Origin of the sequence: Brevundimonas variabilis, from assembly GCF_014199945.1 — a bacterium.
GTDB lineage: Bacteria > Pseudomonadota > Alphaproteobacteria > Caulobacterales > Caulobacteraceae > Brevundimonas > Brevundimonas variabilis.
Map to the genome: position 1 here is coordinate 366,593 of NZ_JACHOR010000001.1, position 25,433 is coordinate 392,025.

General features: G+C 65.3%; 26 protein-coding genes. 14 read left to right on the top strand and 12 right to left on the bottom strand.

Annotation, left to right across the window (positions count from 1 at the left end; translation table 11 throughout):
• Positions 1 to 25 precede the first annotated feature (25 nt).
• The 4 genes from dapB to GGR13_RS01760 form a co-directional block, all read right to left on the bottom strand.
• Entirely contained in the window at positions 26 to 775 is a 750-nt protein-coding gene (gene dapB / locus GGR13_RS01745) for a 4-hydroxy-tetrahydrodipicolinate reductase (RefSeq protein ID WP_183211731.1), read from the bottom strand.
• Positions 776 to 783: 8 nt separating this feature from the next.
• Entirely contained in the window at positions 784 to 1,965 is a 1,182-nt protein-coding gene (gene dnaJ, locus GGR13_RS01750) for a molecular chaperone DnaJ (protein WP_183211732.1), read from the bottom strand.
• A gap of 267 nt (positions 1,966 to 2,232) precedes the next feature.
• On the bottom strand, positions 2,233 to 4,143 hold the full coding sequence (gene dnaK / locus GGR13_RS01755) for a molecular chaperone DnaK (RefSeq protein WP_183211733.1): 1,911 nt from the start codon (positions 4,141 to 4,143) through the stop codon (positions 2,233 to 2,235).
• Positions 4,144 to 4,488: 345 nt separating this feature from the next.
• Positions 4,489 to 5,808 carry a metal-dependent hydrolase family protein gene (locus GGR13_RS01760; protein WP_183211734.1) on the bottom strand — a complete coding sequence of 440 codons (1,320 nt, stop codon included), beginning with the start codon at positions 5,806 to 5,808 and terminating at the stop codon, positions 4,489 to 4,491.
• Between the two features lie 177 nt (positions 5,809 to 5,985).
• Here GGR13_RS01760 and ahcY point away from each other — a divergent pair, with 177 nt between their 5' ends.
• Positions 5,986 to 7,377 (top strand): adenosylhomocysteinase, encoded by a 1,392-nt coding sequence (gene ahcY, locus GGR13_RS01765; protein ID WP_183211735.1) that lies wholly within the window; start codon positions 5,986 to 5,988, stop codon positions 7,375 to 7,377.
• A gap of 89 nt (positions 7,378 to 7,466) precedes the next feature.
• Here ahcY and GGR13_RS01770 read toward each other — a convergent pair whose 3' ends face one another.
• Positions 7,467 to 8,591, bottom strand: coding sequence for a hypothetical protein (locus GGR13_RS01770; protein WP_183211736.1), 1,125 nt, complete (start codon positions 8,589 to 8,591; stop codon positions 7,467 to 7,469).
• Between the two features lie 66 nt (positions 8,592 to 8,657).
• Positions 8,658 to 9,761, bottom strand: coding sequence for a hypothetical protein (locus GGR13_RS01775; protein WP_183211737.1), 1,104 nt, complete (start codon positions 9,759 to 9,761; stop codon positions 8,658 to 8,660).
• A 144-nt stretch (positions 9,762 to 9,905) separates the two neighbouring features.
• On the opposite strand from GGR13_RS01775, the gene GGR13_RS01780 reads away from it, so the two are divergent.
• Together GGR13_RS01780 and GGR13_RS01785 are read left to right on the top strand one after the other, a co-directional pair.
• Positions 9,906 to 10,112 (top strand): twin transmembrane helix small protein, encoded by a 207-nt coding sequence (locus GGR13_RS01780; protein WP_183211738.1) that lies wholly within the window; start codon positions 9,906 to 9,908, stop codon positions 10,110 to 10,112.
• A 3-nt stretch (positions 10,113 to 10,115) separates the two neighbouring features.
• Complete coding sequence (locus GGR13_RS01785; protein ID WP_183211739.1) at positions 10,116 to 10,688, top strand: cob(I)yrinic acid a,c-diamide adenosyltransferase; 573 nt, start codon at positions 10,116 to 10,118, stop codon at positions 10,686 to 10,688.
• Between the two features lie 3 nt (positions 10,689 to 10,691).
• Here the strand turns inward: GGR13_RS01785 and GGR13_RS01790 are convergent, their stop codons facing one another.
• Positions 10,692 to 10,910: a DUF4287 domain-containing protein gene (locus GGR13_RS01790; RefSeq protein ID WP_183211740.1), complete on the bottom strand. Its 219-nt coding sequence runs from the start codon at positions 10,908 to 10,910 to the stop codon at positions 10,692 to 10,694.
• The gene (locus tag GGR13_RS01795) at positions 10,910 to 11,251 is read right to left on the bottom strand and encodes a hypothetical protein (protein ID WP_183211741.1); all 342 of its coding nucleotides are present in this window, start codon (positions 11,249 to 11,251) and stop codon (positions 10,910 to 10,912) included. The genes GGR13_RS01790 and GGR13_RS01795 overlap by 1 nt, the downstream gene beginning before the upstream one ends.
• 129 nt (positions 11,252 to 11,380) lie before the next feature.
• Between GGR13_RS01795 and GGR13_RS01800 the strand changes: the two genes are divergently transcribed.
• From GGR13_RS01800 to arfB, 6 genes are all read left to right on the top strand, one after another.
• The gene (locus tag GGR13_RS01800; RefSeq protein WP_183211742.1) at positions 11,381 to 12,145 is read left to right on the top strand and encodes an electron transfer flavoprotein subunit beta/FixA family protein; all 765 of its coding nucleotides are present in this window, start codon (positions 11,381 to 11,383) and stop codon (positions 12,143 to 12,145) included.
• A complete protein-coding gene (locus tag GGR13_RS01805) occupies positions 12,146 to 13,072 on the top strand; it encodes an electron transfer flavoprotein subunit alpha/FixB family protein (RefSeq protein WP_183211743.1) in 927 nt (308 codons plus the stop codon).
• Between the two features lie 152 nt (positions 13,073 to 13,224).
• On the top strand, positions 13,225 to 14,721 hold the full coding sequence (locus GGR13_RS01810) for an amidohydrolase (protein WP_183211744.1): 1,497 nt from the start codon (positions 13,225 to 13,227) through the stop codon (positions 14,719 to 14,721).
• Entirely contained in the window at positions 14,721 to 16,076 is a 1,356-nt protein-coding gene (locus GGR13_RS01815) for an amidohydrolase family protein (protein ID WP_183211745.1), read from the top strand. The genes GGR13_RS01810 and GGR13_RS01815 overlap by 1 nt, the downstream gene beginning before the upstream one ends.
• A gap of 20 nt (positions 16,077 to 16,096) precedes the next feature.
• Complete coding sequence (locus tag GGR13_RS01820) at positions 16,097 to 16,561, top strand: YaiI/YqxD family protein (protein WP_183211746.1); 465 nt, start codon at positions 16,097 to 16,099, stop codon at positions 16,559 to 16,561.
• Positions 16,558 to 16,962 carry an alternative ribosome rescue aminoacyl-tRNA hydrolase ArfB gene (arfB, locus tag GGR13_RS01825; protein WP_183211747.1) on the top strand — a complete coding sequence of 135 codons (405 nt, stop codon included), beginning with the start codon at positions 16,558 to 16,560 and terminating at the stop codon, positions 16,960 to 16,962. The genes GGR13_RS01820 and arfB overlap by 4 nt, the downstream gene beginning before the upstream one ends.
• On the opposite strand, the gene GGR13_RS01830 is transcribed toward arfB, so the two are convergent.
• The 3 genes from GGR13_RS01830 to GGR13_RS01840 are packed head-to-tail and all read right to left on the bottom strand — an operon-like array spanning position 16,963 to position 19,889.
• Positions 16,963 to 17,487, bottom strand: coding sequence for a hypothetical protein (locus GGR13_RS01830; RefSeq protein ID WP_183211748.1), 525 nt, complete (start codon positions 17,485 to 17,487; stop codon positions 16,963 to 16,965).
• Positions 17,488 to 17,514: 27 nt separating this feature from the next.
• The gene (gene ubiB / locus GGR13_RS01835) at positions 17,515 to 19,101 is read right to left on the bottom strand and encodes a 2-polyprenylphenol 6-hydroxylase (RefSeq protein WP_183211749.1); all 1,587 of its coding nucleotides are present in this window, start codon (positions 19,099 to 19,101) and stop codon (positions 17,515 to 17,517) included.
• Positions 19,089 to 19,889 carry a class I SAM-dependent methyltransferase gene (locus tag GGR13_RS01840; RefSeq protein WP_183211750.1) on the bottom strand — a complete coding sequence of 267 codons (801 nt, stop codon included), beginning with the start codon at positions 19,887 to 19,889 and terminating at the stop codon, positions 19,089 to 19,091. The genes ubiB and GGR13_RS01840 overlap by 13 nt, the downstream gene beginning before the upstream one ends.
• 379 nt (positions 19,890 to 20,268) lie before the next feature.
• Between GGR13_RS01840 and GGR13_RS01845 the strand changes: the two genes are divergently transcribed.
• Positions 20,269 to 20,649, top strand: a complete 381-nt coding sequence (locus GGR13_RS01845; protein WP_183211751.1) for a hypothetical protein — start codon at positions 20,269 to 20,271, stop codon at positions 20,647 to 20,649.
• On the top strand, positions 20,646 to 22,115 hold the full coding sequence (locus tag GGR13_RS01850; RefSeq protein ID WP_183211752.1) for a TadE/TadG family type IV pilus assembly protein: 1,470 nt from the start codon (positions 20,646 to 20,648) through the stop codon (positions 22,113 to 22,115). The genes GGR13_RS01845 and GGR13_RS01850 overlap by 4 nt, the downstream gene beginning before the upstream one ends.
• A gap of 58 nt (positions 22,116 to 22,173) precedes the next feature.
• Here the strand turns inward: GGR13_RS01850 and GGR13_RS01855 are convergent, their stop codons facing one another.
• Positions 22,174 to 22,893 carry a Crp/Fnr family transcriptional regulator gene (locus GGR13_RS01855; protein ID WP_183211753.1) on the bottom strand — a complete coding sequence of 240 codons (720 nt, stop codon included), beginning with the start codon at positions 22,891 to 22,893 and terminating at the stop codon, positions 22,174 to 22,176.
• Positions 22,894 to 23,025: 132 nt separating this feature from the next.
• Between GGR13_RS01855 and GGR13_RS01860 the strand changes: the two genes are divergently transcribed.
• The 3 genes from GGR13_RS01860 to GGR13_RS01870 all read left to right on the top strand — a co-directional run bounded on the left by GGR13_RS01860 (position 23,026) and on the right by GGR13_RS01870 (position 25,428).
• Positions 23,026 to 23,331 carry a 4a-hydroxytetrahydrobiopterin dehydratase gene (locus GGR13_RS01860; protein ID WP_183211754.1) on the top strand — a complete coding sequence of 102 codons (306 nt, stop codon included), beginning with the start codon at positions 23,026 to 23,028 and terminating at the stop codon, positions 23,329 to 23,331.
• Positions 23,328 to 24,122 (top strand): SDR family oxidoreductase, encoded by a 795-nt coding sequence (locus GGR13_RS01865; RefSeq protein ID WP_183211755.1) that lies wholly within the window; start codon positions 23,328 to 23,330, stop codon positions 24,120 to 24,122. Before GGR13_RS01860 ends, GGR13_RS01865 begins: the two co-directional genes overlap by 4 nt.
• A 100-nt stretch (positions 24,123 to 24,222) precedes the next feature.
• Positions 24,223 to 25,428: an acetyl-CoA C-acetyltransferase gene (locus GGR13_RS01870; protein ID WP_183211756.1), complete on the top strand. Its 1,206-nt coding sequence runs from the start codon at positions 24,223 to 24,225 to the stop codon at positions 25,426 to 25,428.
• The last annotated feature ends 5 nt before the right edge of the window (positions 25,429 to 25,433 follow it).

The window sequence follows — 25,433 nt, forward strand, 5'->3', positions numbered from 1 at the left end:
CCCGTCGGCGACGACGGGGCCTTTTTCATGCCTGCCGGAAGCCCAGCACGTCCTGCATGTCATAGAGCCCGGGCCGTCGCGTCCGGACCCAGGCGGCCGCCGCCACCGCACCCTTGGCAAACAACGACCGGTCGATGGCCGAATGCGACAGGGTCAGGATCTCGTCCTTCGAGCCGAACATGACGGTGTGATCCCCGATGATCCCGCCCGCCCGGATCGTGGCAAAGCCGATCTTGCCGGCCTCACGCTGGCCGGTGATCCCGTCGTAGGGCGAGGTGCGGACATCGGCGAGGTCGGCACCGCGACCCGCAGCCGCCGCCTCGCCCAGCATCAGGGCGGTTCCGGACGGTGCGTCGACCTTGAGCCGGTGATGGGCCTCGATGATCTCGATGTCCCACTCGCGCGCCTCCAGCCGCTGGGCCGCATGCTCCACCAGCCCGATCAGGATGTTGACGCCCAGCGAGAAGTTTCCGCTGCGAACGATGGCGATCTTTTCTGCGGCGGCCATCAGGGCCGCGTCCTGCTCGGGCGAAAGGCCGGTCGAGCCGATGACCAGGGCCGGCCCCCCGCGTTCTGCGCAGGTCTTTGCCAGGGCGACCGAGGCCTCGGCCGTCGAGAAATCGATCACGACATCACAGAGCGACAGGTCGGGCGTTTCGCCCCAGTCGAAGCGGACGGCGACGACCACATCATCGCGGGCATCCAGGGCCTGGTCGACGGCACGGCCCATTCGTCCGCGTGCGCCGGAAATACCGACGTGAAACAGCTCGCTCATGGTCGAGCTTACTGCACGTTTTCTTTGCCGCTGTCAGCCTCGGCCCCAAGGATGTCGGCCCAGAACCGCTTGGCCTTGCCCGCAAAGCTGGAATTGCGCGGGTTCTGGCTGTCGCCGAACGACTGGGCCAGTTCCTGCATCAGCTCGCGCTGGCGCGGGGTCAGGTCAGTCGGGGTCTCGACGAACAGTTCGACGACCAGGTCACCGCGATGCTTGCCGTTCAGATGCGGCATGCCCTTGCCCTTGATCCGCACCGTCTTGCCGGTCTGGGCCCCCGCCGGCACCGACACGGGCGCCTTGCACTGACCGTCACAGGCCTCGGACACCAGGCACGGAGCCTCGATTTCGCCGCCCAGAGCCGCGACCGTCATGGACACCGGCACGGTCACCAGCAGATCGAGGTTGTCCCGCTCGAACAGCTCGTGGGTCTGGACCGACAGGAAGACATACAGGTCGCCGCGTGGACCGCCGCGCGTCCCGGCATCGCCCTCGCCCGTCAGGCGGATTCGCGAGCCATCATCGACGCCGGCCGGGACCTTGAGGTTCAGCTTGCGCGTCTTGCGGACCTGGCCGTGGCCATGACAGACCGAGCAGGGATCCAGGATCTGGCCGTTGCCGCCGCAGGTCGGGCAGGTTCGTTCGACCTGGAAGAAGCCATTCGCCTGACGCACGCGGCCCGCGCCGCCACAGGTGCCGCAACCCTTGGGTTTGGTGCCCGGCTTGGCTCCGGACCCTTCGCAGTTGTCGCACGTCGCGGTCGCCGGGATCGACACATCGACCTCGGCCCCCTTGTAGGCCTGTTCCAGGGTGATCTCGAGATCGTAGCGCAGGTCCGAACCCCGACGCGGGCCGTTCGGCTGGCGTCCGCCGGCACGACCGCCGAACACGTCGCCAAAGGCGTCGCCGAACACCTGGGAGAAGATGTCGTTGATGTCGTGGAAGCCCTGCTGGCCGCCCCCACCGCCGCCATTGACGCCGGCATGACCGAACCGGTCATAGGCCGCGCGCTTCTGATCGTCGGAAAGGACGCCGTAGGCCTCGGAAATTTCCTTGAAACGGGCCATGGACTCATCCGAACCGCCATTGCGGTCCGGGTGATGCTCCATCGCCAGCTTGCGGTAGGCTGACTTCAGGCCGGCGGCGTCGATCGACCGCTCAACCCCCAGCACCTCGTAATAGTCACGCGCCATCGGGCGAACTCGTCCTTTTTCCCTCGTGGATCACGCTCGCCTCTCCGGGCAGATGCGTGACACCGACGTCCCGGCAAGACATGGGAACCGGGTTCTGTGATGCAATGTCCTCCCCGACGGCCAGCGACGGGTAGGGGGATGGCGCAAAGCGGCGGTTGAGACGCTGTAAGCCGCAAGGTTGATCCACTCGATCACGCTGCGGACAGAGCCCCTCCACCGCTTCGCGGTCCCCCTCCCCATGCCCGGGGGCATGGGGAGGAAGGGGTTCTACGCGCTCTTCTTCTGGTCTTCGTCGTCCGAAACGTCCTCGAACTCGGCATCGACCACGCCGTCATCGGCGGTGGCCGTCACGTCTTCGGGGTCGCCAGCCGCGGCAGCCTGGGCATACATCGCCTCACCCAGCTTCATCGAGGCCTGGGCCAGGGTGTTGGTCCTGGTCCGGATCTCTTCCGGATCAGAGCCTTCCTTGGCGGTCTTGAGCTCGGCGATGGCCGTCTCGATCGCCGTCTTCTCTTCGGCGCCCAGTTTGTCACCGTGCTCGGCCATGGCCTTTTCGGTCGAATGGATCAGGCTTTCGGCACCGTTGGTGGCCTCGACCATGTCCTTCTTGGCCTTGTCCGCCGTGGCATTGGCCTCGGCTTCCTTGACCATCTTGTCGATGTCGGCATCCGACAGGCCGCCATTGGCCTGGATGCGGATCGACTGCTCCTTGTTGGTCGCCTTGTCCTTGGCCGTGACGTGCACGATGCCGTTGGCGTCGATGTCGAAGGCGACCTCGATCTGCGGCAGACCACGCGGTGCGGGTGGGATGCCCATCAGGTCGAACTGACCCAGCACCTTGTTGTCGGCGGCCATCGGACGCTCGCCCTGGAAGACCCGGATGGTCACGGCCGACTGATTGTCGTCGGCGGTCGAGAACACCTGGCTCTTCTTGGTCGGGATCGTCGTGTTGCGCTCGATCAGCGGCGTGAACACGCCACCCAGGGTCTCGATGCCCAGAGTCAGCGGCGTCACGTCCAGCAGCAGGACGTCCTTGACATCGCCCTGCAGGACGCCGGCCTGGACGGCAGCGCCCAGGGCCACGACTTCATCGGGGTTCACGCCGGTGTGGGGCTCGCGACCGAAGAAGGCCTTCACGGCTTCCACGACCTTGGGCATGCGGGTCATGCCGCCAACCAGAACCACTTCGTCGATGTCCGAGGCCTTCAGGCCCGCGTCCTTCAGCGCCTTGGCGCAGGGCTCGATCGTGCGCTGGATCAGGTCGTCGACCAGGGCTTCCAGCTTGGCGCGGCTCAGCTTGACGTTCAGGTGCAGCGGACCCGACGCATTCATGGTGATGAAGGGCAGGTTCACCTCGTAGGACGGGGTGAAGGACAGTTCCTTCTTGGCCTTTTCGGCCTCTTCCTTGAGACGCTGCAGGGCCAACTTGTCGGTCCGCAGATCGACGCCCTGTTCCTTCTTGAACTCGTCCGCGAGGTAGTCGACCAGACGCAGGTCGAAGTCCTCGCCGCCCAGGAAGGTGTCGCCGTTGGTCGACTTCACCTCGAACACGCCGTCGCCGATTTCCAGCACCGACACGTCGAAGGTGCCGCCGCCCAGGTCGTAGACGGCGATCTTCTTGCCTTCGTTCTTGTCCAGGCCATAGGCCAGGGCCGCAGCCGTCGGCTCGTTGATGATGCGCAGGACTTCAAGGCCGGCGATCTTGCCGGCGTCCTTGGTGGCCTGACGCTGGGCGTCGTTGAAATAGGCCGGAACGGTGATGACGGCCTGGGTAACCTTTTCGCCCAGATAGGCCTCTGCGGCCTCCTTCATCTTGATCAGGGTGAAGGCCGAGATCTGCTGCGGCGAGTAATCCTTGCCGTTGGCGCGCACCCAGGCGTCGCCGTTCGGTCCCTTGACGATCTCGTAGGGGACCATCTTCTTGTCCTTGGCCACCACCGGGTCATCGAACGAGCGGCCGATCAGGCGCTTAATGGCGAAGAAGGTGTTGGACGGATTGGTCACGGCCTGGCGCTTGGCCGGCTGACCGACCAGGGTCTCGCCCGCGTCCTGGATCGCGACGACCGACGGGGTCGTGCGGTTGCCCTCGGCGTTCTCGATGACCTTGGGGTTCTTGCCGTCCATGACGGCAACGCAGGAATTGGTAGTGCCGAGGTCGATACCGATGATCTTGGCCATGAACGTTCTTTTCACTCCATTTGGCGGGCGATGCGGCGGCCTTTTAGAGCGAAGCGCCGTGCGTGACCGCCCCCAGTGTTTCTGTATATCCGCGCACCGGCTGGGGGCCTGTGACGGACGGTTTGTACGGTACCCGGCAAAACCCCAGACATTGAGGGGTTTCTCCGGCTGATGCGGATATGGGAAGGGCATTCGGCCCCGCAAGGCCTTGCGCCCACCCCCGTGAGCCCCGTTCGGACAACCTGCCGAAACGGGTCGGCCCAGATGCGCTGGACAGGCGGGCGATGCAAGTCAATCCAGACGTCACGCGGCCGATCCGCAGGCCTGTGTGGCGGCGATACCCGGCTATTCGGACTTGAACACCTGGCCACCACGCATGACGAAGTCGACATCGGTCAGGACCGTCACGTCGGTCAGCGGGTCACCGTCCACGGCGATCAGGTCCGCGCGCTTGCCCGGCTCGAGGCTGCCGACCTGATCCGCCAGGCCCAGAAGGTCTGCGGCATTGACCGTTGCGGCCTGGATGGCGGTGGCAGGTGTCATGCCGTTGGCGACCATGAGCTCGAACTCGTCGGCATTGCGGCCGTGCTTCGACACGCCGGCGTCGGTGCCGAAGGCGATCTTCACCCCCGCGGGGACAGCGCGCTGAAGGGACTGGCCCGTGATCGAGATACGCCATAGGATCTTGGGCAGGACCTCAGGCGGATAGGCATTGGGGTTGGCCGCCAGCCGCTCGCGATACCCGTTCACCGTCGACAGGGTCGGGACGTAATAGGCCCCGGACCGACGAAACAGACCCACCGTCTCGTCGTCGAAGATGGTGCCGTGCTCGATGGAGTCCGCCCCCAGCCGCAGGGCCATGTCGATCCCGTCGGCCCCGTGGGCATGCACGGCGACCTTCTTGCCATACAGATGGGCCGTCTCGATCAGGGCCCGGGCCTCGTCCTCGAACATCTGGGCCCCCAGGCCCGCCCCGATGCGGCTGTTGACGCCGCCGGTCGTGGCGATCTTGATGACGTCGGCTCCCCGACCGATCTGGATGCGGACAGCCTCGCGGCAACTGGCGACGTCGTCACAGACATTGTCGTGGGCCGTGTGCTCGCGAAGCTCGTCGTTCAGGCCCAGTCGCCCGTCCATGTGGCCCGATGTGGTCGAGATACTGGCCCCGGCATCGACAATGCGCGGACCCGGCACGGCCCCTCGCGCCACGGCATCGCGCAGAGCCAGGGTCACCCCGCCCCCATCCCCTAGGTTCCGCACCGTGGTGAACCCGGCCATCAGGGTCTTTCGCGCATTCTCGGCGGCCTCATAGGCGCGGGCGGGCAGACTGTCCGTGAACTCGGCCAGAAGCCCCTCCTGACCGGCGCGGTCCGAGACCAGATGCACATGGCTATCGATCAGGCCCGGCAGGACGAACCGGTCGCGCAGGTCGATGACCCGGGCCCCGGCGACGGCATCGGTCCCGACGAAACCCTCGCGCACCTCGACCACCACCCCATCCCGGATCACGAGTGTCGACGGCCCGCGTGGCGCCTGTCCGGGGCGGTCCAGCAGGCGACCGGCCTGGACCAGAACGGTCTCCCCCGCCGGAGCCTGGGCCATGGCCGGAGCCGCGGCCATGAGGACCGCCGCGAGGGCTGTGACGACCATCGTATTCTTCAACATGTTCCCGATCCCCAAATCGTGTTCTTCGAGACGAACTTAGGCATGGGTCGCGCCGGCCCGCCAGCGCGGATCATATAAGGATATCCTTATGTGATATTGCTCCGTTAGGGTTTGGCAGCTATACGCACCGCATCCGATTTCACGCCAGCGGCCCCCCGTGGCCGGAAAGAGCCGCCCATGACCGACTACATCGTCCGCGACATCTCCCTTGCCCCGTTCGGCAACAAGGAGATCGCCATCGCTGAAACCGAAATGCCCGGTCTGATGGCGCTGCGCGAAGAGTTCGGCGAGGCCCAGCCCCTGAAGGGCGCGCGGATTGCCGGTTCGCTGCACATGACGATCCAGACCGCCGTGCTGATCCAGACGCTGGAAGCCCTCGGCGCCGACGTCCGCTGGGCCTCGTGCAACATCTTCTCGACTCAGGATCACGCTGCCGCCGCCATCGCGGCTGCCGGTACCCCGGTGTTCGCCACCAAGGGCGAGACGCTGGAAGAATACTGGGACTATGCCCACAAGATCTTCGAATGGGCTGACGGCGGCTATCCGAACCTGATCCTCGACGACGGTGGCGACGCCACCCTGCTGTGCGTGCTCGGACCCAAGGCCGAGAAGGACATCTCGGTCCTGTCGAACCCGCAGAACGAGGAAGAAGAAGCCCTCTACAAGGTGATGAAGCGCTACATCGCCGAGAAGCCCGGCTTCTACTCGGCCATCCGCGACGCCATCGGCGGCGTGTCGGAAGAAACCACCACCGGCGTCCACCGCCTGTACCAGATGGCCGAGCGGGGCGAACTGCCCTTCCCCGCCATCAACGTGAACGACAGCGTGACCAAGTCGAAATTCGACAACCTCTACGGCTGCCGGGAATCGCTGGTCGATGCCATCCGTCGCGGCACCGACGTCATGCTTTCGGGCAAGGTTGCCGTGGTCTGCGGCTATGGCGACGTGGGCAAGGGCTCGGCCGCCTCGCTGCGCCAGGGCGGCGCCCGCGTGAAGGTCACCGAAGTCGATCCGATCTGCGCCCTGCAGGCGGCGATGGAAGGCTATGAAGTCGTCACCGTCGAGGACGTCGCCGGCGAAGCCGATATCTTCGTCACCGCCACCGGCAACAAGGACGTCCTGACCGTCGACCACATGCGCGCGATGAAGAACAACGCCATTGTCTGCAACATCGGTCACTTCGATTCCGAGATCCAGGTCGCTGGCCTGAAGAACTTCAAGTGGGACGAGATCAAGCCCCAGGTGCACCACGTCGAGTTCCCGGACGGCAAGAAGATCATCCTGCTGTCGGAAGGTCGTCTGGTGAATCTCGGCAATGCGACGGGTCACCCCTCGTTCGTGATGTCGGCGTCCTTCACCAACCAGACGCTGGCCCAGATGGAACTGTGGACCAACAAGTCTGCCTACCAGAACCAGGTCTATGTGCTGCCCAAGCATCTGGACGAGAAGGTTGCCCGCCTTCACCTGGCCAAGCTGGGTGCCAAGCTGACGACCCTGTCAACCGAACAGGCCGACTACATCTCGGTCCCGTCGGAAGGCCCGTTCAAGCCCGACCACTACCGCTACTAGGACGGCTCCGGACAGGCAGAGCTCTCCCGCTCTGCCTGTCCGTTATTCCCGGCCTCTACGCAGACCTTATACGCATCATCCCGGCAGACTCAGGCTGCCAGGGCCATGCCCCCGGCGTCATCCCGCGTCGCCAGGCTGTTTTCGAAGTCCCCGAGGAGGTCCAGCAACTCGGCCGCATCCGGCGGCGTGCGCCGGGCACTGAACCGGTAACGCCAGAAGCTCACGATGTGCTGAATGGCCCCCAGCTGCTCGCCAAGGCGCCAGAACAGCAGTGGCGCTTCGAGAAGAAATTCCCGGAAGGCGGCAGGATCGCCTTCCAGGGTGAGGCGGCGAAAAGCGGTATCATAGACACGCAGCATCGACGCAGCATCGTCGCAGGTTTCGACCATCCGGGCCTGCAGGGCCGAGCGGCAGCGATCGAGATCGACCTTCTGCTCTGACGACGCCCGCCCGTGGGGCCGAACTGTACGGACAGCCTCGGCGACCGAGCCGACATCGCCGATGACCGAACGCAGTGCCCATTTGTAATAGAGAAATCCCTTCCAGCTGAAGATGCCCTCTTCATACTCGTCCGGCTGGAGATGCAGGGTCTGCCCGAGCATCTGAAGGTCACCTTCCGCCGTGCTGGACAGGATCTTGCCCGCGAGGCGGGCGACGGGATTGCCCTCGATCGGTACGCCGGCATCGCCGAGACTCAGCCGGACCAGCGGGAGGATCTCTTCCTGAACGAACAGGTCCATCGAGGTCATGTCGGCAGTGCTGACCGCGAAATAGCAGGGGGCCGGCTGGATTCCGTGCCGGCGCAGCTGCTCACGCAACAGGAAGGGATCGAACCCCGGCAACTCCGCCATCAGCTCCAGGACGCGACGATCCGGGTGACCGATCCCGATGCCGAGGGTCTGTTCGAGGGCCCGGTCGAACCCGATCTGATCCACGAACAGGAACCGTCCGCCGGCGCGCAGGTCGCGTTCGTCGATGGGCATGATGATCTTTGTCGCGACATGCCGACGGACCCGGAAGACGTCGATCTCGTCCCGCCGCAGCCTGTGCTTCAGGATCAGGGCGCGGTTGAGCATCCGGTGCTTGAACAACGGAGCGGTCGCCCATTCCTCGGTGTGGCCATGGTCTTCCCAAACCTTCAGCAGGTTGAGCACACGGGCGGTCGAAGCAGAGCGCTGAAGGTTGGTCAGACTGCGAATGGAACGATCGGTCATACAGAAAGCACTCGCAAAGGGTCGCCCGATCGACACCCTTGAATGGAAATGGTTGACATTTTCGCTTCAGATTTCTTCGTCGCGTCCGCGCAGGCTGACCTCGAAATCCATGAAGATATCCATCAGTTCATCGACCCCGGGAGCCGCGGCCCTCGGACTGAAGCGATAGTTCCAGAAGCTGACGATGTGCTGGATGGCACCCAACTGGTCGCCCAGCCGGGCGAAGAGCGCCGGTGCCTCGAGCAGGAAGTCACGAAAGCCGACCGGATTGCCGTCCTGGATCAGCCCGGCGTAGGCCGCGTCGTAGAATTTCAAGGTGCTGCGGCAATCGACACAGGCGCGTCCGATCAAGGTGCGCAGGACCTCGCGGCCGCGCGCGATGTATTCGCGGGCGGCCGTATCCATGGGTCCCACAGGTTTGACCGTCGCCACCTTCTCGGCAACCAGGGCGATATCCTTGGTCATGCTGCCGAGGCACCATTTGAAATAGAGGAACCCCTTCCAGCAGAAGACGCCTTCCTGGTACTGCTCCGGATTGAGGCGAAGGGTCTGCCCCAGGGCGTCCATGCGGTCTCCGGGCGCGTTCGAGAGAATCTTGGCCGCCATACGCTCGATCGAACTGTTGCCGCCTGCGGTCGCCCCACCCAGGCTCAGCTCGACCAGAGGCGTGATTTCGCCCTTCACGAAATGAAGCATCTTCTGCAGGTCCGCCTCGCTGAGCGCGAAGTAGCACGGTGCTGCGTCGATGCCGGCCTGGCTGAGCTGCTCGCGCAGCAGGAAGGGGTCCAGCGAAGGCAGTTTGTCGATCAACCGGAGAGTCTTGACGTCCGAATGACTGGCCGGGACGCCAAACACCTCCATCAGCGTCTGTTCGAAATTGATCTGGTCGACAAAGACGTAGCGACCACCGGTCTTCAGGTCATGACCGTCGATCGGGATGATGATCTTCGTTCCGACCTGTCGTCGCCCCCGGAACATGTCGACCTCGTTCCGCCGCAACCTGTGCTTGACCACGAGGCAGGTATTCAGTTCGGTGGTCTTGAACAGCGGCCGCTCGCTCCAGTCCGGCGTGTGCCGGTGGGCTTTCGCGATCTGGTGCAGGTTCAGGACGCGTGCCGTCGATGCCGATCGCTCGAGGTTTTCCAGATTTCGTACGGCGCGATCGGACATGGGGTTTCACCGGGGGTGCTGACGGTTCCCTGATAGACAAACCAGCTTTACCGTAACGATAACGGGGGTGGGTCGACGATGTCGCGGACCTCTGCGCGCCTCTGTCGCTTGGCGTAGCGCCGTCACGGGGGTAGGGATCGACCCATGGACAACGTCTTCACCATCCTCATCCTGGTGGCTATCGCCGCGGTCGCCGTCACCCTGGGTTTCGGCATCTATTCGCTGTTTCGGGGCGGAGCCTATGCGAAGTCGAACTCCAACCGCCTGATGCGGTTGCGGGTACTGCTCCAGGCCGTGGCCGTCGTCTTGCTGATGGTCGGCCTGTGGTGGAAATCCACGCAGGGAGCCTAGGCCGTGGTCGTCCTGAACAAGATCTACACCCGCACCGGTGACGCCGGAGACACCGGTCTGGCGTCAGGCGAGCGCGTGTCCAAATGCGACCCGCGGGTCGAGGCCTATGGGGCCGTCGACGAGCTGAACGCCGTGATCGGGATCGCGCGCCTTCATTCCGGACAGAACGATCGCATCGACGCCATGCTGGGGCGGATCCAGAATGAACTGTTCGACCTCGGAGCCGACCTCGCCACACCGCACGATCCAGCGCCGAAATGGGAGGCCCTTCGCATCGTCGCGTCCCAGGTCGAGCGGCTGGAAGCCGAGATCGACTGGATGAACGAAAGCCTCAAGGCATTGGACAGCTTTATCCTTCCCGGTGGCTCCCCGTTGTCGGCCCATCTCCATCTTGCCCGAACCGTAGCGCGACGGGCGGAGCGCGAGGCCGTCCGTCTGGTCGAGACCGGCGCGACCGTCACACCGGAAGCCATGCGCTATTTGAACCGGTTGTCCGACCATCTGTTCGTGGCGTGCCGCCGGGCCAATGCCAACGGGGCCAGCGACGTCAAGTGGAAGCCGGGCGCGACGCGCTGAGCTTCAGGCCCGCTTGCCCTTGAACCAGGCGTAGATCGCCATCGCATGACCATGGCCGAGCCCATATTCGGCCTTCAGCCAGTCCGTGATCTCGGTGGCCCTGACTCCATCCGCGATCTGCCCATCGACCAACAGCCCCCGGTCCGACGCCGATGCGGACAGATCTTCCGGCGTCTTGCCCGTCTTGGTCCTGACCGTGTCCAGATAGGCCTGGAACGACATCAGTTGGCAGGGCCGTTGATGAACTCCTCGCGCTGCTGCTCGATCTGGGCATTGACCGCGCGGCGCTCGTTCGCGACCTCGCGCTCGAGGCCCAGCAACTCGCGGTTCTGCGCATTGGAGGCTTCCGCACGGGTCACCCCTGCAGGCCGGCCGGTGATATCGGGAATATAGATGGGCGTGGCGCATGTGCGGCTCTCCACATCATACCACTTGCCATCCTTCTCGCAGCGCTCACCCGGATCCAGCCAGTAGGACTGGAACACGACCGTCCCGGTGATCAGCACGGCAAAGACGCTGAAAAACAGGATCGTCAGACGTTTCATGCTCAGGAAACGATGCATCGGTCATTCTCCCGTAGCCCCGGCTTTCACCACAGGGCGCGTCGATAGTTCACGTCGCGTTACGTTGACAGCCGTCGTATCGCGTTCCATTCCCTGCGCCAACATTCCGGCACTTGTGTGGATCGTATCATGAAGGTTCTCGTCCCCGTCAAACGGGTCATCGACTATAACGTCAAGGCACGCGTCAAGGCGGACCAGACGGGCGTCGACCTGGCCAACGTCAAGATGAGCATGAACCCCTTCGACGAGATTGCCGTCGAGGAGGCCGTTCGTCTGAAAGACGGCAAGGATCATCACGCCGCAGGCACGGTCACCGAGATCGTCGTTGTCTCCATCGGGGTGCAGCAGGCGCAGGAAACCATCCGCACGGCCCTGGCCATGGGCGCCGATCGCGGCATCCTGATCCAGTCCGATGCCGACCTCGAGCCCCTCGCCGTCGCCAAGCTCCTCAAGGCCGTGGTCGAGGAAGAAAAGCCGGACCTCGTCCTGATGGGCAAGCAGTCGATCGACGGCGACAACAATGCCGTCGGCCAGATGCTGGCGGCGCTCCTCGACTGGCCCCAGGCGACCTTCGCCTCGAAGATCCAGATCGGCGATGGCAAGGCGACCGTGACGCGCGAAATCGACGGCGGCCTCCAGACCATCGCCTCGCAACTGCCCGCGGTGGTGACCGTGGACCTGCGCCTGAACACGCCGCGCTATGCGTCGCTGCCGAACATCATGAAGGCCAAGAAGAAGGAGATCGCGATGAAGACGGTCGCCGACTATGGCGTCGATATCGCCCCGCGCCTCAGCGTGCTGAAGGTCACCGCCCCACCCGTGCGTTCGGCCGGGATCAAGGTCGCTGACGCGGCCGAACTCGTTTCCAAACTCAAGACCGCAGGAGCGATCTGAATGGCCGTCCTCGTCATCGCCGATCACGACGGCGTCAATCTGCGTGACACCACGAACAAGACGGTGACCGCTGCCGCAAAACTGGGCGAAGTCGACATCCTGGTGGTCGGTCAGGGCGCAAAGGCCGTCGCCGATGCCGCTGCCGCCATCGCCGGGGTCCGCAAGGTCCTGCTGGCCGAAAGCGCCGAACTGGCCAAGACGCTCGCCGAGGCCGTCGAGGCGGTCGTTGTGCCTCTGGCCGCTGGCTATGACGCCGTGCTGGCCCCGGCCACCATGGACGGCAAGAACTACATGCCCCGCATCGCGGCCCGTCTGGACGTGGCGCCGATCTCGGACATCATCGAGGTCGTCTCTGCAGACACCTTCGTGCGACCGATCTATGCCGGCAATGCGCTGGAAACCGTCCAGTCTTCGGATGGCAAGAAGGTCATCACAGTTCGTCCCACGGCCTTCGACGCTGCGGGCACGGGCGGGTCGGCAGCCATCGAGACCATCGCCGGGGCCGACGCCGCGCGGACCGACTTCATCGGCGAGGAACTGGTCAAGTCCGACCGGCCCGAGCTGGGCGCAGCCAAGATCATCGTCTCCGGCGGTCGCGCCATGGGCTCGGCCGAGGAGTTCCATGCCATCATGGACCCGCTGGCCGACAAGCTGGGCGCCGCGGTCGGCGCGTCGCGGGCCGCCGTGGACGCCGGCTATGCGCCCAACGACTATCAGGTCGGTCAGACCGGCAAGGTCGTGGCCCCGGGCCTTTACATCGCGATCGGCATTTCCGGCGCGATCCAGCACCTGGCCGGCATGAAGGACTCCAAGGTTATCGTCGCCATCAACAAGGACGCCGACGCCCCGATCTTCCAGGTCGCGGACTATGGCATCGTAGGCGACTACAAGACGGTCGTTCCGGAACTGATGACGGCGCTGGGCTGATCAGCGATCGGGTGCTCCGCCACCCGGCGGGCGCCCGTCTCTGCGACGCCCTGACCGGCGGATGATTTTTGACCTTGCGGTCATCCGAACCCCTCGCTTGTATGAAACCAGTTCAGACAGCCCGCGCAGTCGCGGGGATGAGGGGTTAATCCATGATTTTCGATCGCCTGCGGGGCCCAAGCCCCGCCGTCATCGCCTGTATTCTTGCGGGAGCGCTGTCGCTCTCCGCCTGCGCCACCACGCCGGACAGCCCCGATACCGCAGACGCGGGACATTCGCGGCCCGAAAGCGCGGCACTGGCGACCGGGCTGGACCCGGCCACCAGCCTGAACCCCTTCCCTTCGACCTATCAGCCCCTGCCGCGCCAAAACACGGCCATCGTCGGGGCGACCGTCTTCACGGCCGCCGGCACGAAGATCGAGAACGGCGTGGTCGTCGTCACCGACGGACGGATCGCGGCTGTCGGCGATGCCTCGACGCCAGTTCCAGCCGGGCATACGGTCGTTGACGGGCGCGGGCGCTTCGTGACGCCCGGCATCATCGACGTCCACTCCCACCTCGGTGTCTATCCCTCGCCCGGCGTGCAGGGGATGAGCGACGGCAACGAGGCCACCAGCCCCAACACCGCCCAGGTCTGGGCCGAGCACTCGATCTGGCCCCAGGACCCGGGCTTCAACACGGCGCGGGCGGGCGGCATCACGACCCTGCACATCCTGCCCGGCTCGGCCAACCTGTTTGGTGGCCGCGGCGTGACGGTCCGCAACATCCCTTCGATCACCATGCAGGGCATGAAGATGCCAGGCGCCCCCTACGGCCTGAAGATGGCCTGTGGCGAGAACCCCAGCCGCGTCTATGGCGGACGCAACCAGTCGCCCGCGACCGGGATGGGCAATGTCGCCGGCTACCGCGCGGCCTTCATCGCCGCGCGTGACTACAAGGCCAAATGGGACAAGTGGCGCGCGGACGGCGAGGGATCGCCCCCGACCCGCAACCTGCAGAACGAGACCCTGGCCGGGGTGCTGGACGGGTCGATCCTGATCCAGAACCACTGCTACCGTGCCGACGAAATGGCCGTGATGATCGATATCGCCAATGAGTTTGGCTACAAGATCCGCACCTTCCACCACGCCGTCGAAGCCTACAAACTGGCCCCGACCCTGGCGCGCGAAGGGATCTGCGCGGCCATGTGGACCGGCTGGTGGGGCTTCAAGATGGAAAGCCTGGACGGCATCGAGGAGAACGCTGCCATCGTCGACGCGCAACAGGGATCCTGTGCCGTCATCCATTCGGACGATGCCGAACTGACCCAGCGCCTGAACCAGGAAGCCGCGGCCGGTCTCGCCGCCGGCCGGCGTCTGGGCCTGAACACGCGCGAGGAAGATGCCATCGACTGGATCACCATCAACGCCGCCCGCGCCATCGGGATCGAGGACCAGACCGGTTCGCTGGAACCGGGCAAACGCGCCGACATCGTGATCTGGAGCGCCAACCCCTTCAGCGTCTACGCCCGCGCCGACCAGGTCTTCATCGACGGCTCACTGAGCTACGACCGGACCAACCCGGCCTATCAGCCCACGACCGATTTCGAACTCGGCCAGCCTGGCTTCGGCCGGACGCCGACCGTCGCCGCCAATACGGGAGCCCGCTGATGCGTCGCCTCATCATCACGGCCGCACTCGCGGCCTTTGCAATTGGTGCCCCTGCTGTCGCCCAGGACACCGTCGCCATCACCGGAGGCCGTGTCCTGACCGGTACCTCGGTCATCGAGAACGGCACCGTCGTCATGCGCGGCGGACGGATCGTCTCGGTCGGCACGGGCGCCGCGCCTGCCGGTGCCCGCATCGTCGATGCGTCCGGCAAGACGGTGTCGCCTGGCTTCGTCGCCGTCGATTCAGGGCTGGGGACCTCGGAAGTTTCGTCCGTTGACGGATCCGATGACCAGGGCAACAGCGCCAACACCATCAGCGCGTCGTTCGACGTCAGCTATGGCCTGGATCCCTGGTCCTTCACGCTGCCGGTCGCCCGCCAGGGCGGGATCACGCGCGCCATCGTCGTCCCGTCGCACCCCGGCGGATCGGGCGGCCACAACCACGCTGACGACAGCGATTTTGCAGGCGTCGGTGCCGGCGGCCTGCAGTCCCCGGGTCTCTTCGCCGGTCAGGCTTCGATCATTCATCTGGGTCAGGGCACCGAAATCCTGGTCAAGCCCCGGGTTGCCATGGTCGCCCCCTTCGGCGAGGCCGGTGCCGGGGTCGCGGGCGGGGCTCGGGGCGCCACCTTCACCCTGTTCAAGGAAAGCCTGGCCGAGGTTCGCCTCTATGCCCGCAACAAGGCGGCCTATGACCGGGCGGGCCTGCGCGATCTCTCGCTCTCGCGGGCCGATCTGGAAGCCCTGATCCCCGTCGCCGAAGGTCGCATGCCTCTGATCGTCACGGTCAACCGCGCCGCCGACATCCTGCAGGTCCTGCGTCTGGGCCAGGAAGAAGGCGTGCGGCTGATCCTCGACGGCGCGGCCGAAGGCTGGCTCGTCGCCGACCAGATCGCTGCGGCCAATGTCCCGGTGCTGCTGAACCCGATCATGAACCTGCCCGATTCCTTCGAGCGCCGCGCCGCGCGGATGGAAAACGCCGCCGGACTGGATGCTGCGGGCGTGGTCATTGCCATCAAGGGCAATGGCGGCTCCATCCACCGGGCCAAGGAAACCCGGTACAACGCCGGCAATGCGGTCTCCCACGGCCTGTCCTATGCTTCGGCCATCGCGGCGATCACCACCAATCCCGCGCGCATCTTCGGCATGGCGGGCGATTTCGGAGCCCTGGCACCCGGGGCTGCTGGCGATGTCGTGATCTGGTCGGGTGACCCGCTGGAGCCGCTGTCCATTGCAACGGCGGTCTTCGTCAACGGCATCGAACAGCCGATGGAAACCCGCCAGACCCTGCTGGCCCGCCGCTACATGACCGGCGGCACCCAGGCCAGCGGCATGCCGGTGGCCTACGGAAACTGAGACATGATATGGGGCCGGGCATGACGTCCGGTCCCATCATCTACATCGACGCCGATGCCTGTCCGGTGAAGGACGAGGTCTATCGCGTCGCCGATCGCTACAGGCTGAAGGTGTTCGTGGTCTCCAACACCTGGATCAATACCCCGCGCGCCGCCTTTATCGAACAGGTCGTGGTCGATGAGGGGCCCGACGTTGCAGACGACTGGATCGCAGAGCGCGCAGGCCCGGGCGACGTGGTCGTCACCAGCGACATCCCGCTCGCCGATCGCTGCCTCAAGGCCGGGGCACAGGCGCTCAAATCCAATGGACAGCCGTTCACGCCGGACTCGATCGGTTCTGCCCTGGCCGGGCGGATGGTGGGCGAGCATCTGCGGTCCATGGGCGTGGCCACGTCTGGCCCTCCCCCCTTCGGCCCCGCAGACCGCTCCCGGTTCCTGCAGGCCCTCGATCAGGCGGTCGTCCGGGCGAAGCGGGTCATCCGTTGACCGTCATTCCGGAAGACGAGCTGGAGTTCCGCTTCTATCGGGCAGGCGGACCAGGCGGACAGAACGTCAACAAGGTTTCGACCGCCGTCCAGATGCGGTTCGACGCCCTAAACTCACCGTCCCTGAGCGAGTCCGTGAAGCAGCGCCTGATGAAACTGGCCGGAAGCCGCCTGACGCTGGACGGGTTCATCCTGATCAACGCCGTGCGTCACCGGACCCAGGAGCGCAACCGCGCCGACGCCATCGCCCGGCTTCAGGCCATGGTCGACGAGGCCTCGATCGCCCCGGTCTACCGCGTGCCGACCCGACCGACGCGGGCTTCGAAAGAACGTCGCCTCGTCGCCAAGACCCACCGGGCCGGCATCAAGAGCGGCCGGGGCAAGCCGACCGCCCAGGACTGATCAGGCGGCCGGGGCCGGTGCGGGTCGGAACAGCAGGACGGTGATCTTGCCTTCCGGATTCAGGCCGACGATCCACTGCGTCACGGCCTTGTCAAAGGTCACGAGGAACAGCTCGGCCCCATTCTCGCGGCCGCGATGTTCGACGGACTTCAGGGCACCGAAGCCCTGGATGATGGGGGTCAGGGTGGCAGAGCGCGGCCGGACCTGGGTCGCCAGATCCTCGGTCATGTCGGCATAATTCAGTGTGCCCGACTGGCCTGCGGCAATCGTCGCCTTCAGGGCCGTCTCGGTCGCGGCGACGACGGCCGGGCTTGACGGCGCGCTCTGCGCGGCCTCGACCGCTGGTGCCACGGGAGCCGGTGCCACCCGAACGGTCGACGCGGCCGGTGCGTCGAAGGTGTTGGGCAATGTGCCCGCCGACACGCCGGTGTTCAGGTTGCGCGCCGTGCCCTGAGGCGGCGTCTGTGCCAGAACCGGACCCGCAAGGGCCATCAGGGCAGCGGTCGTGGCGATAAGCGTTTTCACAGGGCAGGCTCCGGGACAGACGGATCGTCAGCCCGTCATGATCGGCCAAAGCGACAGAACAAGGGCGGCCAGGGAGGCCACCGTGGCGACGACAACGCCCATAGCGATCCAGGCCGGTGTCTTGTTCCGTTCGACGATCACGGTCTGGGTGACGGGCGGCTCCTGCACCAGCCGCGACAAGGCCTTGGCGCCAGTGATCAGTTCCATCACGCCATCGCGGACCTTGGCACGAGGTCCCAGTTCGCGCGAAATCCAGGCCTCGACCACCGGACGAGCCGCCTCCCACAGATCGTGGTCGGGATTCAGCCGCCGGGCCACGCCCTCGACCGAGACCATGGTCTTCTGCAGCAGGATCAGCTCCGGGCGCAGATGCATGTCGAACAGGGCCGTGATCTCGAACAGCTGACCCAGCAGGCGTCCCATCGAGACCTGCGAGGCCGCACGGCCGATCACGGGCTCGCCGACGGCCCGCAGGGCCTGGGCAAAGGCCTCGACCGAATGGTGCGGCGGCACATAGCCGGCCTCGAAATGGACCTGGGCAATCCGTGGATAGTCGCGGGTCAGGAAGCCCCACAGGATCTCCGCCAGATAGCGTCGCTCGCCGGGCCCGAGGCGTCCGACGATCCCGAAGTCGACAGCCATCACCTCGGCCGGGGCGCTGGCAAAAAGATTGCCCTCGTGCAGGTCTGCGTGGAAGGTCCCGTGATCCAGCGCCTGGATCAGGAAGGCGCGCACGACGTTGTCGGCCAAGCCATTCTTGTCGAGGCCCGGCTGCTCGGCTGCCATCGGATCCGTCATGGGCATGCCAGTCGCCCATTCGAGCGTCAGCACACGCTTGCCGACCCCTTCCCAGATCACGGCCGGAGCGGACATGTGACCGGACTTGGCCATGATGTCCTTGAGCTCGGAGGCGGCGGCCGCTTCCAGCCGCATGTCGAGTTCCAGTTCCATCGACCGGGCAATGGTCTCGACGAATCCCTTGGGCTCGAGACGGCGTGACAATGGCACCAGACGGTGCACGATCCGGGCCCCCAGCCGCATGGCGTCGAGGCCGGACGTTACCCGGCGTTCCACGCCGGGCCGCAGCACCTTGACTGCGACCTTGCGCCCGTCCGCCAGCCGCGCCGGATGGGCCTGGGCCAGCGAGGCGGCTCCGATGGGATCGCCGAACTCGGTGAACAGCTGATCCGTGGTCCGGCCGATCGACCGCTCGATCTCGCGCCGGGCCTGCTCGGTCGGGAACGGTGGCAGATTGTCCTTCAGCCGTCCCAGATCCTTGGCGAACTGGATGCCGAAGATGTCGGCCCGCGTCGCCAGCACCTGACCGAGCTTTATCGCAACAGGCCCCAGATGTTCGAACGCCTTGCCCAGCCGTTCGCCGGGTCGGCCTTCGCGGCCCTCGCGGCGGGCAAACAGATGGACGAGCCCCGTCAGGGGTCGGCTCCAGCCGGGCAGCAGGGGCGTCAGTTCGCGCGGCACCAGGGCATCATACTTGGCCAGCACACCCATCCAGCCAATCAGCCGCCAGGCCGCGCCCAGCGGATCACGCACCGGCTGGGCGACCGGTGCCGTGGGGGCCGTCCTGTAGCGGGTCGGATAGGTCAGATCGCCCACCCGTGATGGATTGCGGCCACACCACCGGCCATGTTGGTGACGGTCACGCTGCGGAAGCCGGCGTCCTCGATCATCCTCTTGAAGGTGGTCTGGTCAGGGAAGCGGCGAATGCTTTCGACCAGATACTGGTAGCTGTCCCTGTCCTTGGCCACCCACTGGCCGATGGCGGGAATGGCGTTGAAGGACCAGGCGTCATAGGCCTTGCGGATCGCCCCGGTCGTGGGGCGGGAGAACTCAAGGCACAGGAACCGTCCCCCGGGCTTCAGCACGCGCCGTGCCTCCGACAGGGCCACTGAAATGTCAGCGACATTACGGATTCCGAAACTGATCGAATAGGCATCGACGCTGGCATCCGGCAGCGGCAGGGCCATGGCGTCACCGACGGACCAGGACATCTCCGGTTCGCCGCCCTTGTCCACGCCGGCCAGGATCATCTCGGCGTTGTAATCCAGCACGATGACCGATGCGTCGCGGTTGGTGTCCGACGGATCGCCCCGCCGCTCCTGGGCCCGGCGCGCCATTTTCGAATAGCGACGCGCCATGTCGCCGGTTCCGCCTGCAACATCCAGGATCACCTCGCCCGGACGCGGGTTCAATCGGGCCGCCGCCGCATCCTTCCAGAGCCGGTGCACGCCCGCGCTCATCAGGTCGTTCATCAGGTCGTAGTTGGAGGCGACGCTGTCGAACACACCGCGCACCATCCGGACCTTCTCCTTCGCATCGACGTCGCGAAAGCCGAAGGAGGAGGTGTCGCCGGAGGAATGGGGGCGCGTCGTGCTGTCACTCATGCTCGGGGTGTAGCCGTTGGCGAGGATCGCGTCACCGGGCTGTTTCGTCGCTGAGGTTCATCCCACGCCACCGGATGCGGGCCCATGAAAAAAGAGGCCTCTTCAACGACAGGTATGGCGGCTCAAGGGCTTGAACCGAAAGCCATCGACGATCGTTCGGCAGCCTCTCAATGCTGAAATCAATACTCGTCACCCAATAACAATATTCGCGGTAAACACTCTTAAACTAAACTATAGTGACTGGATATTTACTCTGTAGGATTGCAGGTTTATGTTCTATTCACCAATGATCCTGCCCCATTTGGCAAATTCCGGCCGCATCTGATTTACCGATTATTTGCTCTTCGGCAATAAACCGGGCCAATCGGGGAGTTTGGCGATGTCTGACGTGATTTCTGACCAGAAGCGACGCAAGAGCGATGGGCGCCCGCGCATTCCGGGCGTTCCGATCGAGTTGCGGGAGCGCCGCAAGGGTTCGCGGATCAACCGCGTGGCCCCCCGTACGTCCAAGCTTCAGGTCGTGGGCCTTCTGGCCACGATCTTCACCGCATCCGTCGCCGTGGTCGTGATCGTGGCGGCGCTGCAGCTGGACATGCCGATCCCCATCACCGCGAGGGTGACGGTCGCCACGCTGCTGGCCTTCGCCCTGTTCATCCTCGCGCTCGGCTCGGTCGAGCAGCGGCTGATCGAGATCCGGCTCGAGCTGATGATGCTGAATGGTGGCGCCCGGCGCAGCGATCGCCGTGAGGACGACCGATGACCGGACCCCGACGCCTGGCGAATTTCGTCCGCAGCCTTGCGTCCAGCAGGCGCGGCAATGTCGCCATCATCACCGCCCTGGTCTTTCCGTTCCTGATCGTGCTCGGCGGCGGGGCGATCGATTTCCACCGGGGCTATACCGCCAAGGCCCAGGCCCAGGACGCGATCGATCTCGCCGCCATTTCGGCAGCTTCCAGCAGGACGATCGACACCGACCAGCTCGAAGGGATCGCGGTCGACTACCTGGCTGGCAACATTGCCGGGCGGTTGATGAACCCCAATCCCACGGTCGAAGTCCATGACCCCGAGGTCAGTGGATTCCGGATGACCCTTTCGGGGAGCGTCGACTCGATCTTTCTGGGTCTGGTGGGAATTCCCACCATGCCTGTGGAGGTCGAAACGGTTGTCGAGCGCGGCACGATGGAGACGATCGAACTCGTCCTCGTGCTCGACAATACATGGTCCATGTCAGCGCCTGCCGGCGGCGGCGTTACCAAGATTGCTGCCCTGAAGAGCGCTTCGAATGTGCTGGTGAACGCCCTGATGGCCAATCCTGACGCTGCGGTGAAACTCGGCGTCGTGCCCTATGGCGACTACGTCAATGTGGGCACCGGCAACCGGGGAGCCTCTTGGCTGAGCGTACCGGCGGATATCTCCACCACCTCGCAACGCGTCTGCACCACCATCACTACGCGCAACGTCTGCACCCGCGGTGCCACGAAAACCTGCACGCGCAGTCGTGACGGCGTGGTCGAGAGCTATGACTGCACGCCCCAGACATGCAGGACCGAACCCGTTGCACCCTACCAGAGCTGTTCAGGCGGAACCACGACGGTGCAGCGCTGGTTCGGCTGCGTCACTTCCAGACCGCAGGGAACGCACCGTCTGAACGACAATGCCGGCTTCCCCTATCCGGGCCTGCTCGCAACCAGCCAGAACTGCCTCACGGCCATCACGCCGCTGACGGATCGCAAGGCCACGATCACGGCCGCGATCAACGCCCTGGTCGTGAATGTCGGCAACTACAAGCCGGAAACCTACATCCCGTCCGGTCTGATGTGGGGGATCAATGTGCTGTCGCCGACAGAACCGTTCTCACAGGGCGCGGCCTACGGCACGAACAACACGCGCCCGCGCAAGATCATGGTCCTGATGACCGATGGCGAGAACACACTGCGGTTCAACCCGTCGAACGGTCTGCACCAGGCCCCCAGCGGCGGCAACGCTGGTGTGACCCAGCTGGCGGCGACGAACACCGACACGACGGCGCTCTGCAACTACGCCAAGAGCAAGAAGATCGAGGTCTATACGGTGGCTCTGGCCGTCACCTCGAACACAGCCCGGAATCTTCTGTCGGCCTGCGCGTCCGAAGCCGACAACTACTTCGACGTCCGCGACACCGCCCTGCTCGAAGAAGCCTTCCTCGGCATCGCGGCCTCGATCTACAAGGTCCGCATCGTAAGCTAGGCCAGACTCGCCGACCTGCAGCGGCCCAGGCCACCGCAGGTCGGCTGCGCCAGCCCGATCAGTCCACGAGTTCAGGTTCGCGTGCATGCGGCACCGGGACGTCCAAGTCCTCCATCACCGTGCGCATGGCCGCGTAGCAACCGCACGCGTGGGCCTCCAGCGCCTTGCGGTCCAGAACCTCGACCCATCCGCGCCCGCGATGGATCAAACCCTTCTCCTCCAGCATCGTCCCCACTTCGCTGACGGTCGCGCGACGAACGCCCAGCATCCCGGCAATGTCGGCCTGCGTCAGATCAAACCGGGGGCCGTCGGCGCGGTCGTGAATGGCCAGCAGCCAGCGCGCCAGGCGTTCATCCAGCCGGTGCTGGGCATTGCAGGCCGCCGTCTGCTGCACCTGGGCGAACAGGCTTTCGGTGAATTTGGCCAGCGCCATCCGCATCGGCTCGGAAGCCTCGAGCGCCTCGGAAAAGACATCGGCCGGGCAACAGGCAGCGACGCCGCCGATCTGGCTGATCGCGCGACTGGCGGCACGGGCATTCAGAGGCCCGCAGGTCACGCCGACGATGCCTTCGCGCCCCACCGCCCCGGTCTCGACCATTCGGTCGTCGGGCAGCAGGGTCATCAGGGATACCACGCCCCGCAGCGGGAACCAGACCTCGCCGACGTCCTCGCCGGCATCGTAGAGCATCTGCCCGCGATCGAACGCTGTTTCGTGCAGATGCGGTTTCAGCCGTGCCTGATCCGCACGCGGCAGGGCAGCGATCCAGAGATTGTCCATGGTCTTGACCTCCCCGACGTCAACTCGCCAGCACTAACGATGAAGCGTGGCCATACGTTCCCTTCACAGCGAAGACCGCTTGTCGGGACCCGGTGCGCGGGTTAGGCCCGCTGCCAAGCAGGAGAAACGTCCATGGCCAACGTGCCGATCGATATCGCAGAGGCCCTGTCCGGCCTCCCCTTCTGGCGCGCCCACGACGGAGACCGGCCTGCAATCACCCGCTCCCTTCGCTTCAACGACTTCAACGCCGCCTTCGGCTTCATGAGCCGTGTGGCCCTGATGGCCGACAGGATGGATCATCACCCGGAGTGGTCGAACGTCTACGACCGAGTCGAGGTCCTGCTGACCACCCATGACGCCGGTGGCGTGACGGCACTGGATGTGAAACTCGCACGCTTGATCGACGAAGCCGCGGCCTCGACGGGAGCGAAAGCATGACCACCACAGCGACAGGACGGGTTGCCGGCAAGAAGGCCCTGATCACCGGCGCGGCCGGGGGCCTCGGACAGGCCATGGGCTGGATGCTCGCGCGTCAGGGCGCGAAGGTTGCCCTGACCGATGTCGACCTGGCCGGGGTCCAGGCCCTGGCGGCGGCCATCAATGCCGAGGTGCCGGGCTCGGCCTTTGCCTATGCCCATGACGTCGCCGACGAGGCGGCCTGGGCCTATGTGGTCGAGGCGGCCGTTGCCGACATGGGCGGGCTGTCGATCCTGGTGAACAATGCCGGCATCGGCGGTGATCTGAAATTCGTCGAGACCGACACGATCGAGAATTGGCGCCGGGTCCAGGCGATCAACATCGAGAGCATCATGCTGGGCTGCAAGCACGCCATGAAGCATCTGCGCGCCTCGGCCCCCAGTTCGATCATCAACATCTCGTCGGTCGCCGGGTTGGCGGCCGCGCCTGGCATGGGGGCCTATAACGCCACCAAGGCAGCGGTCTGGATGTATACCAAGACCGTCGCGCTGGAGGCCGCCAAGATGGACTGGAACGTCCGGAGCAACTCGGTGCATCCCGTCTTCATCAAGACCCCGATCCTGGACCCCTTCATCGCAATGGCGGGCGGCGACGAGGCCAAGGCCCACGAACGCCTGACACGCGGGATCCCGCTGAAGCGGATCGGCGAGCCCGATGATGTCGCCTACTGCGTTCTGTATCTGGCTTCGGACGAGTCGAAATTCGTCACAGGATCGGAGTTCAAGATCGATGGCGGGATGCTGGCCCAATAGGCCGACGCCCGCGATCACACGGCTTGTTACTTGACGTTGACGTAAACGTAGGCTTTTACGAACCCAACCAAGAAACCGTCCTTATTGGAGACGCACTCAAATGGCCGAAGCGTATATCTACGACGCCGTCCGCACCCCGCGCGGCAAGGGCAAGAAGGACGGTTCCCTGCACGAGATCACGGCGCTGAGCCTGGCCACCCAGGTTCTGGAGGCCCTGCGCGACCGCAACGATCTCGACACATCGAAGGTGGATGACGTCATCCTCGGCTGCGTCTCGCCCGTTGGCGAACAGGGTGCCGACATCGCCCGAACCGCCGTGCTCAGCGCAGGCTGGTCGCAGCTGACGGCGGGCGTGCAAGTGAACCGGTTCTGCGCCTCCGGCCTGGAAGCCGTGAACATGGCGGCGGCCAAGGTTAAGTCCGGCGAGGCCGACTTCGCTGTCGGCGGCGGCGTCGAGGCCATGAGCCGCGTCCCGATGGGCAGTGATGGCGGGGCCTGGCCGGTCGATCCGTCCAGCGCCTTTCCGACCTATTTCGTGCCCCAGGGCGTCTCCGCCGACATGATCGCCTCGAAATACGGCTTCAGCCGCGATGACGTCGACGCCTACTCCGTCGAAAGTCACAAGCGTTCGGCGCGAAGCTGGGCCGAGGGCCGGTTCAATCGCTCGGTCGTTCCGGTCAAGGATCAACTGGGCCTGACGCGTCTGGACCGTGACGAGACCATCCGTCCGAACACCGACATGCAGACCCTGGGGGCCCTGAACCCGTCCTTTGCCATGATGGGCGAGATGGCGTTCGATGCCGTGATCAACCAGCGCTACCCCGAGGTCGAGCGCGTCAACCATGTGCATACCCCCGGCAACTCGTCCGGCATCGTCGACGGTTCCGCCGGCGTGCTGATCGGCAGCCTCGAGGCCGGTCAGGCCGCAGGCCTCAAGCCCCGCGCCCGCATTCTCGGTGCCGCCTCGATCGGATCGGAGCCCTCGATCATGCTGACGGGCCCTGAGTTCGTGGCCAACAAGCTGCTGGCCCGTCTGGGCATGCAGTCCAGCGACATCGACCTGTACGAGCTGAACGAGGCCTTCGCCGCCGTCGTCCTGCGCTTCATGCAGGCGCTGGATATCGACCACGACAAGATGAACGTCTGCGGCGGGGCCATCGCCATGGGCCACCCGCTGGGTGCCACCGGGGCCATGATCACCGGCACCGTGCTGGACGAGCTGGAGCGGTCGGGCAAGTCGACCGCCCTGATCACCCTGTGCATCGGCGGCGGCATGGGCACCGCCACCGTCATCGAACGCGTCTGAGGGAA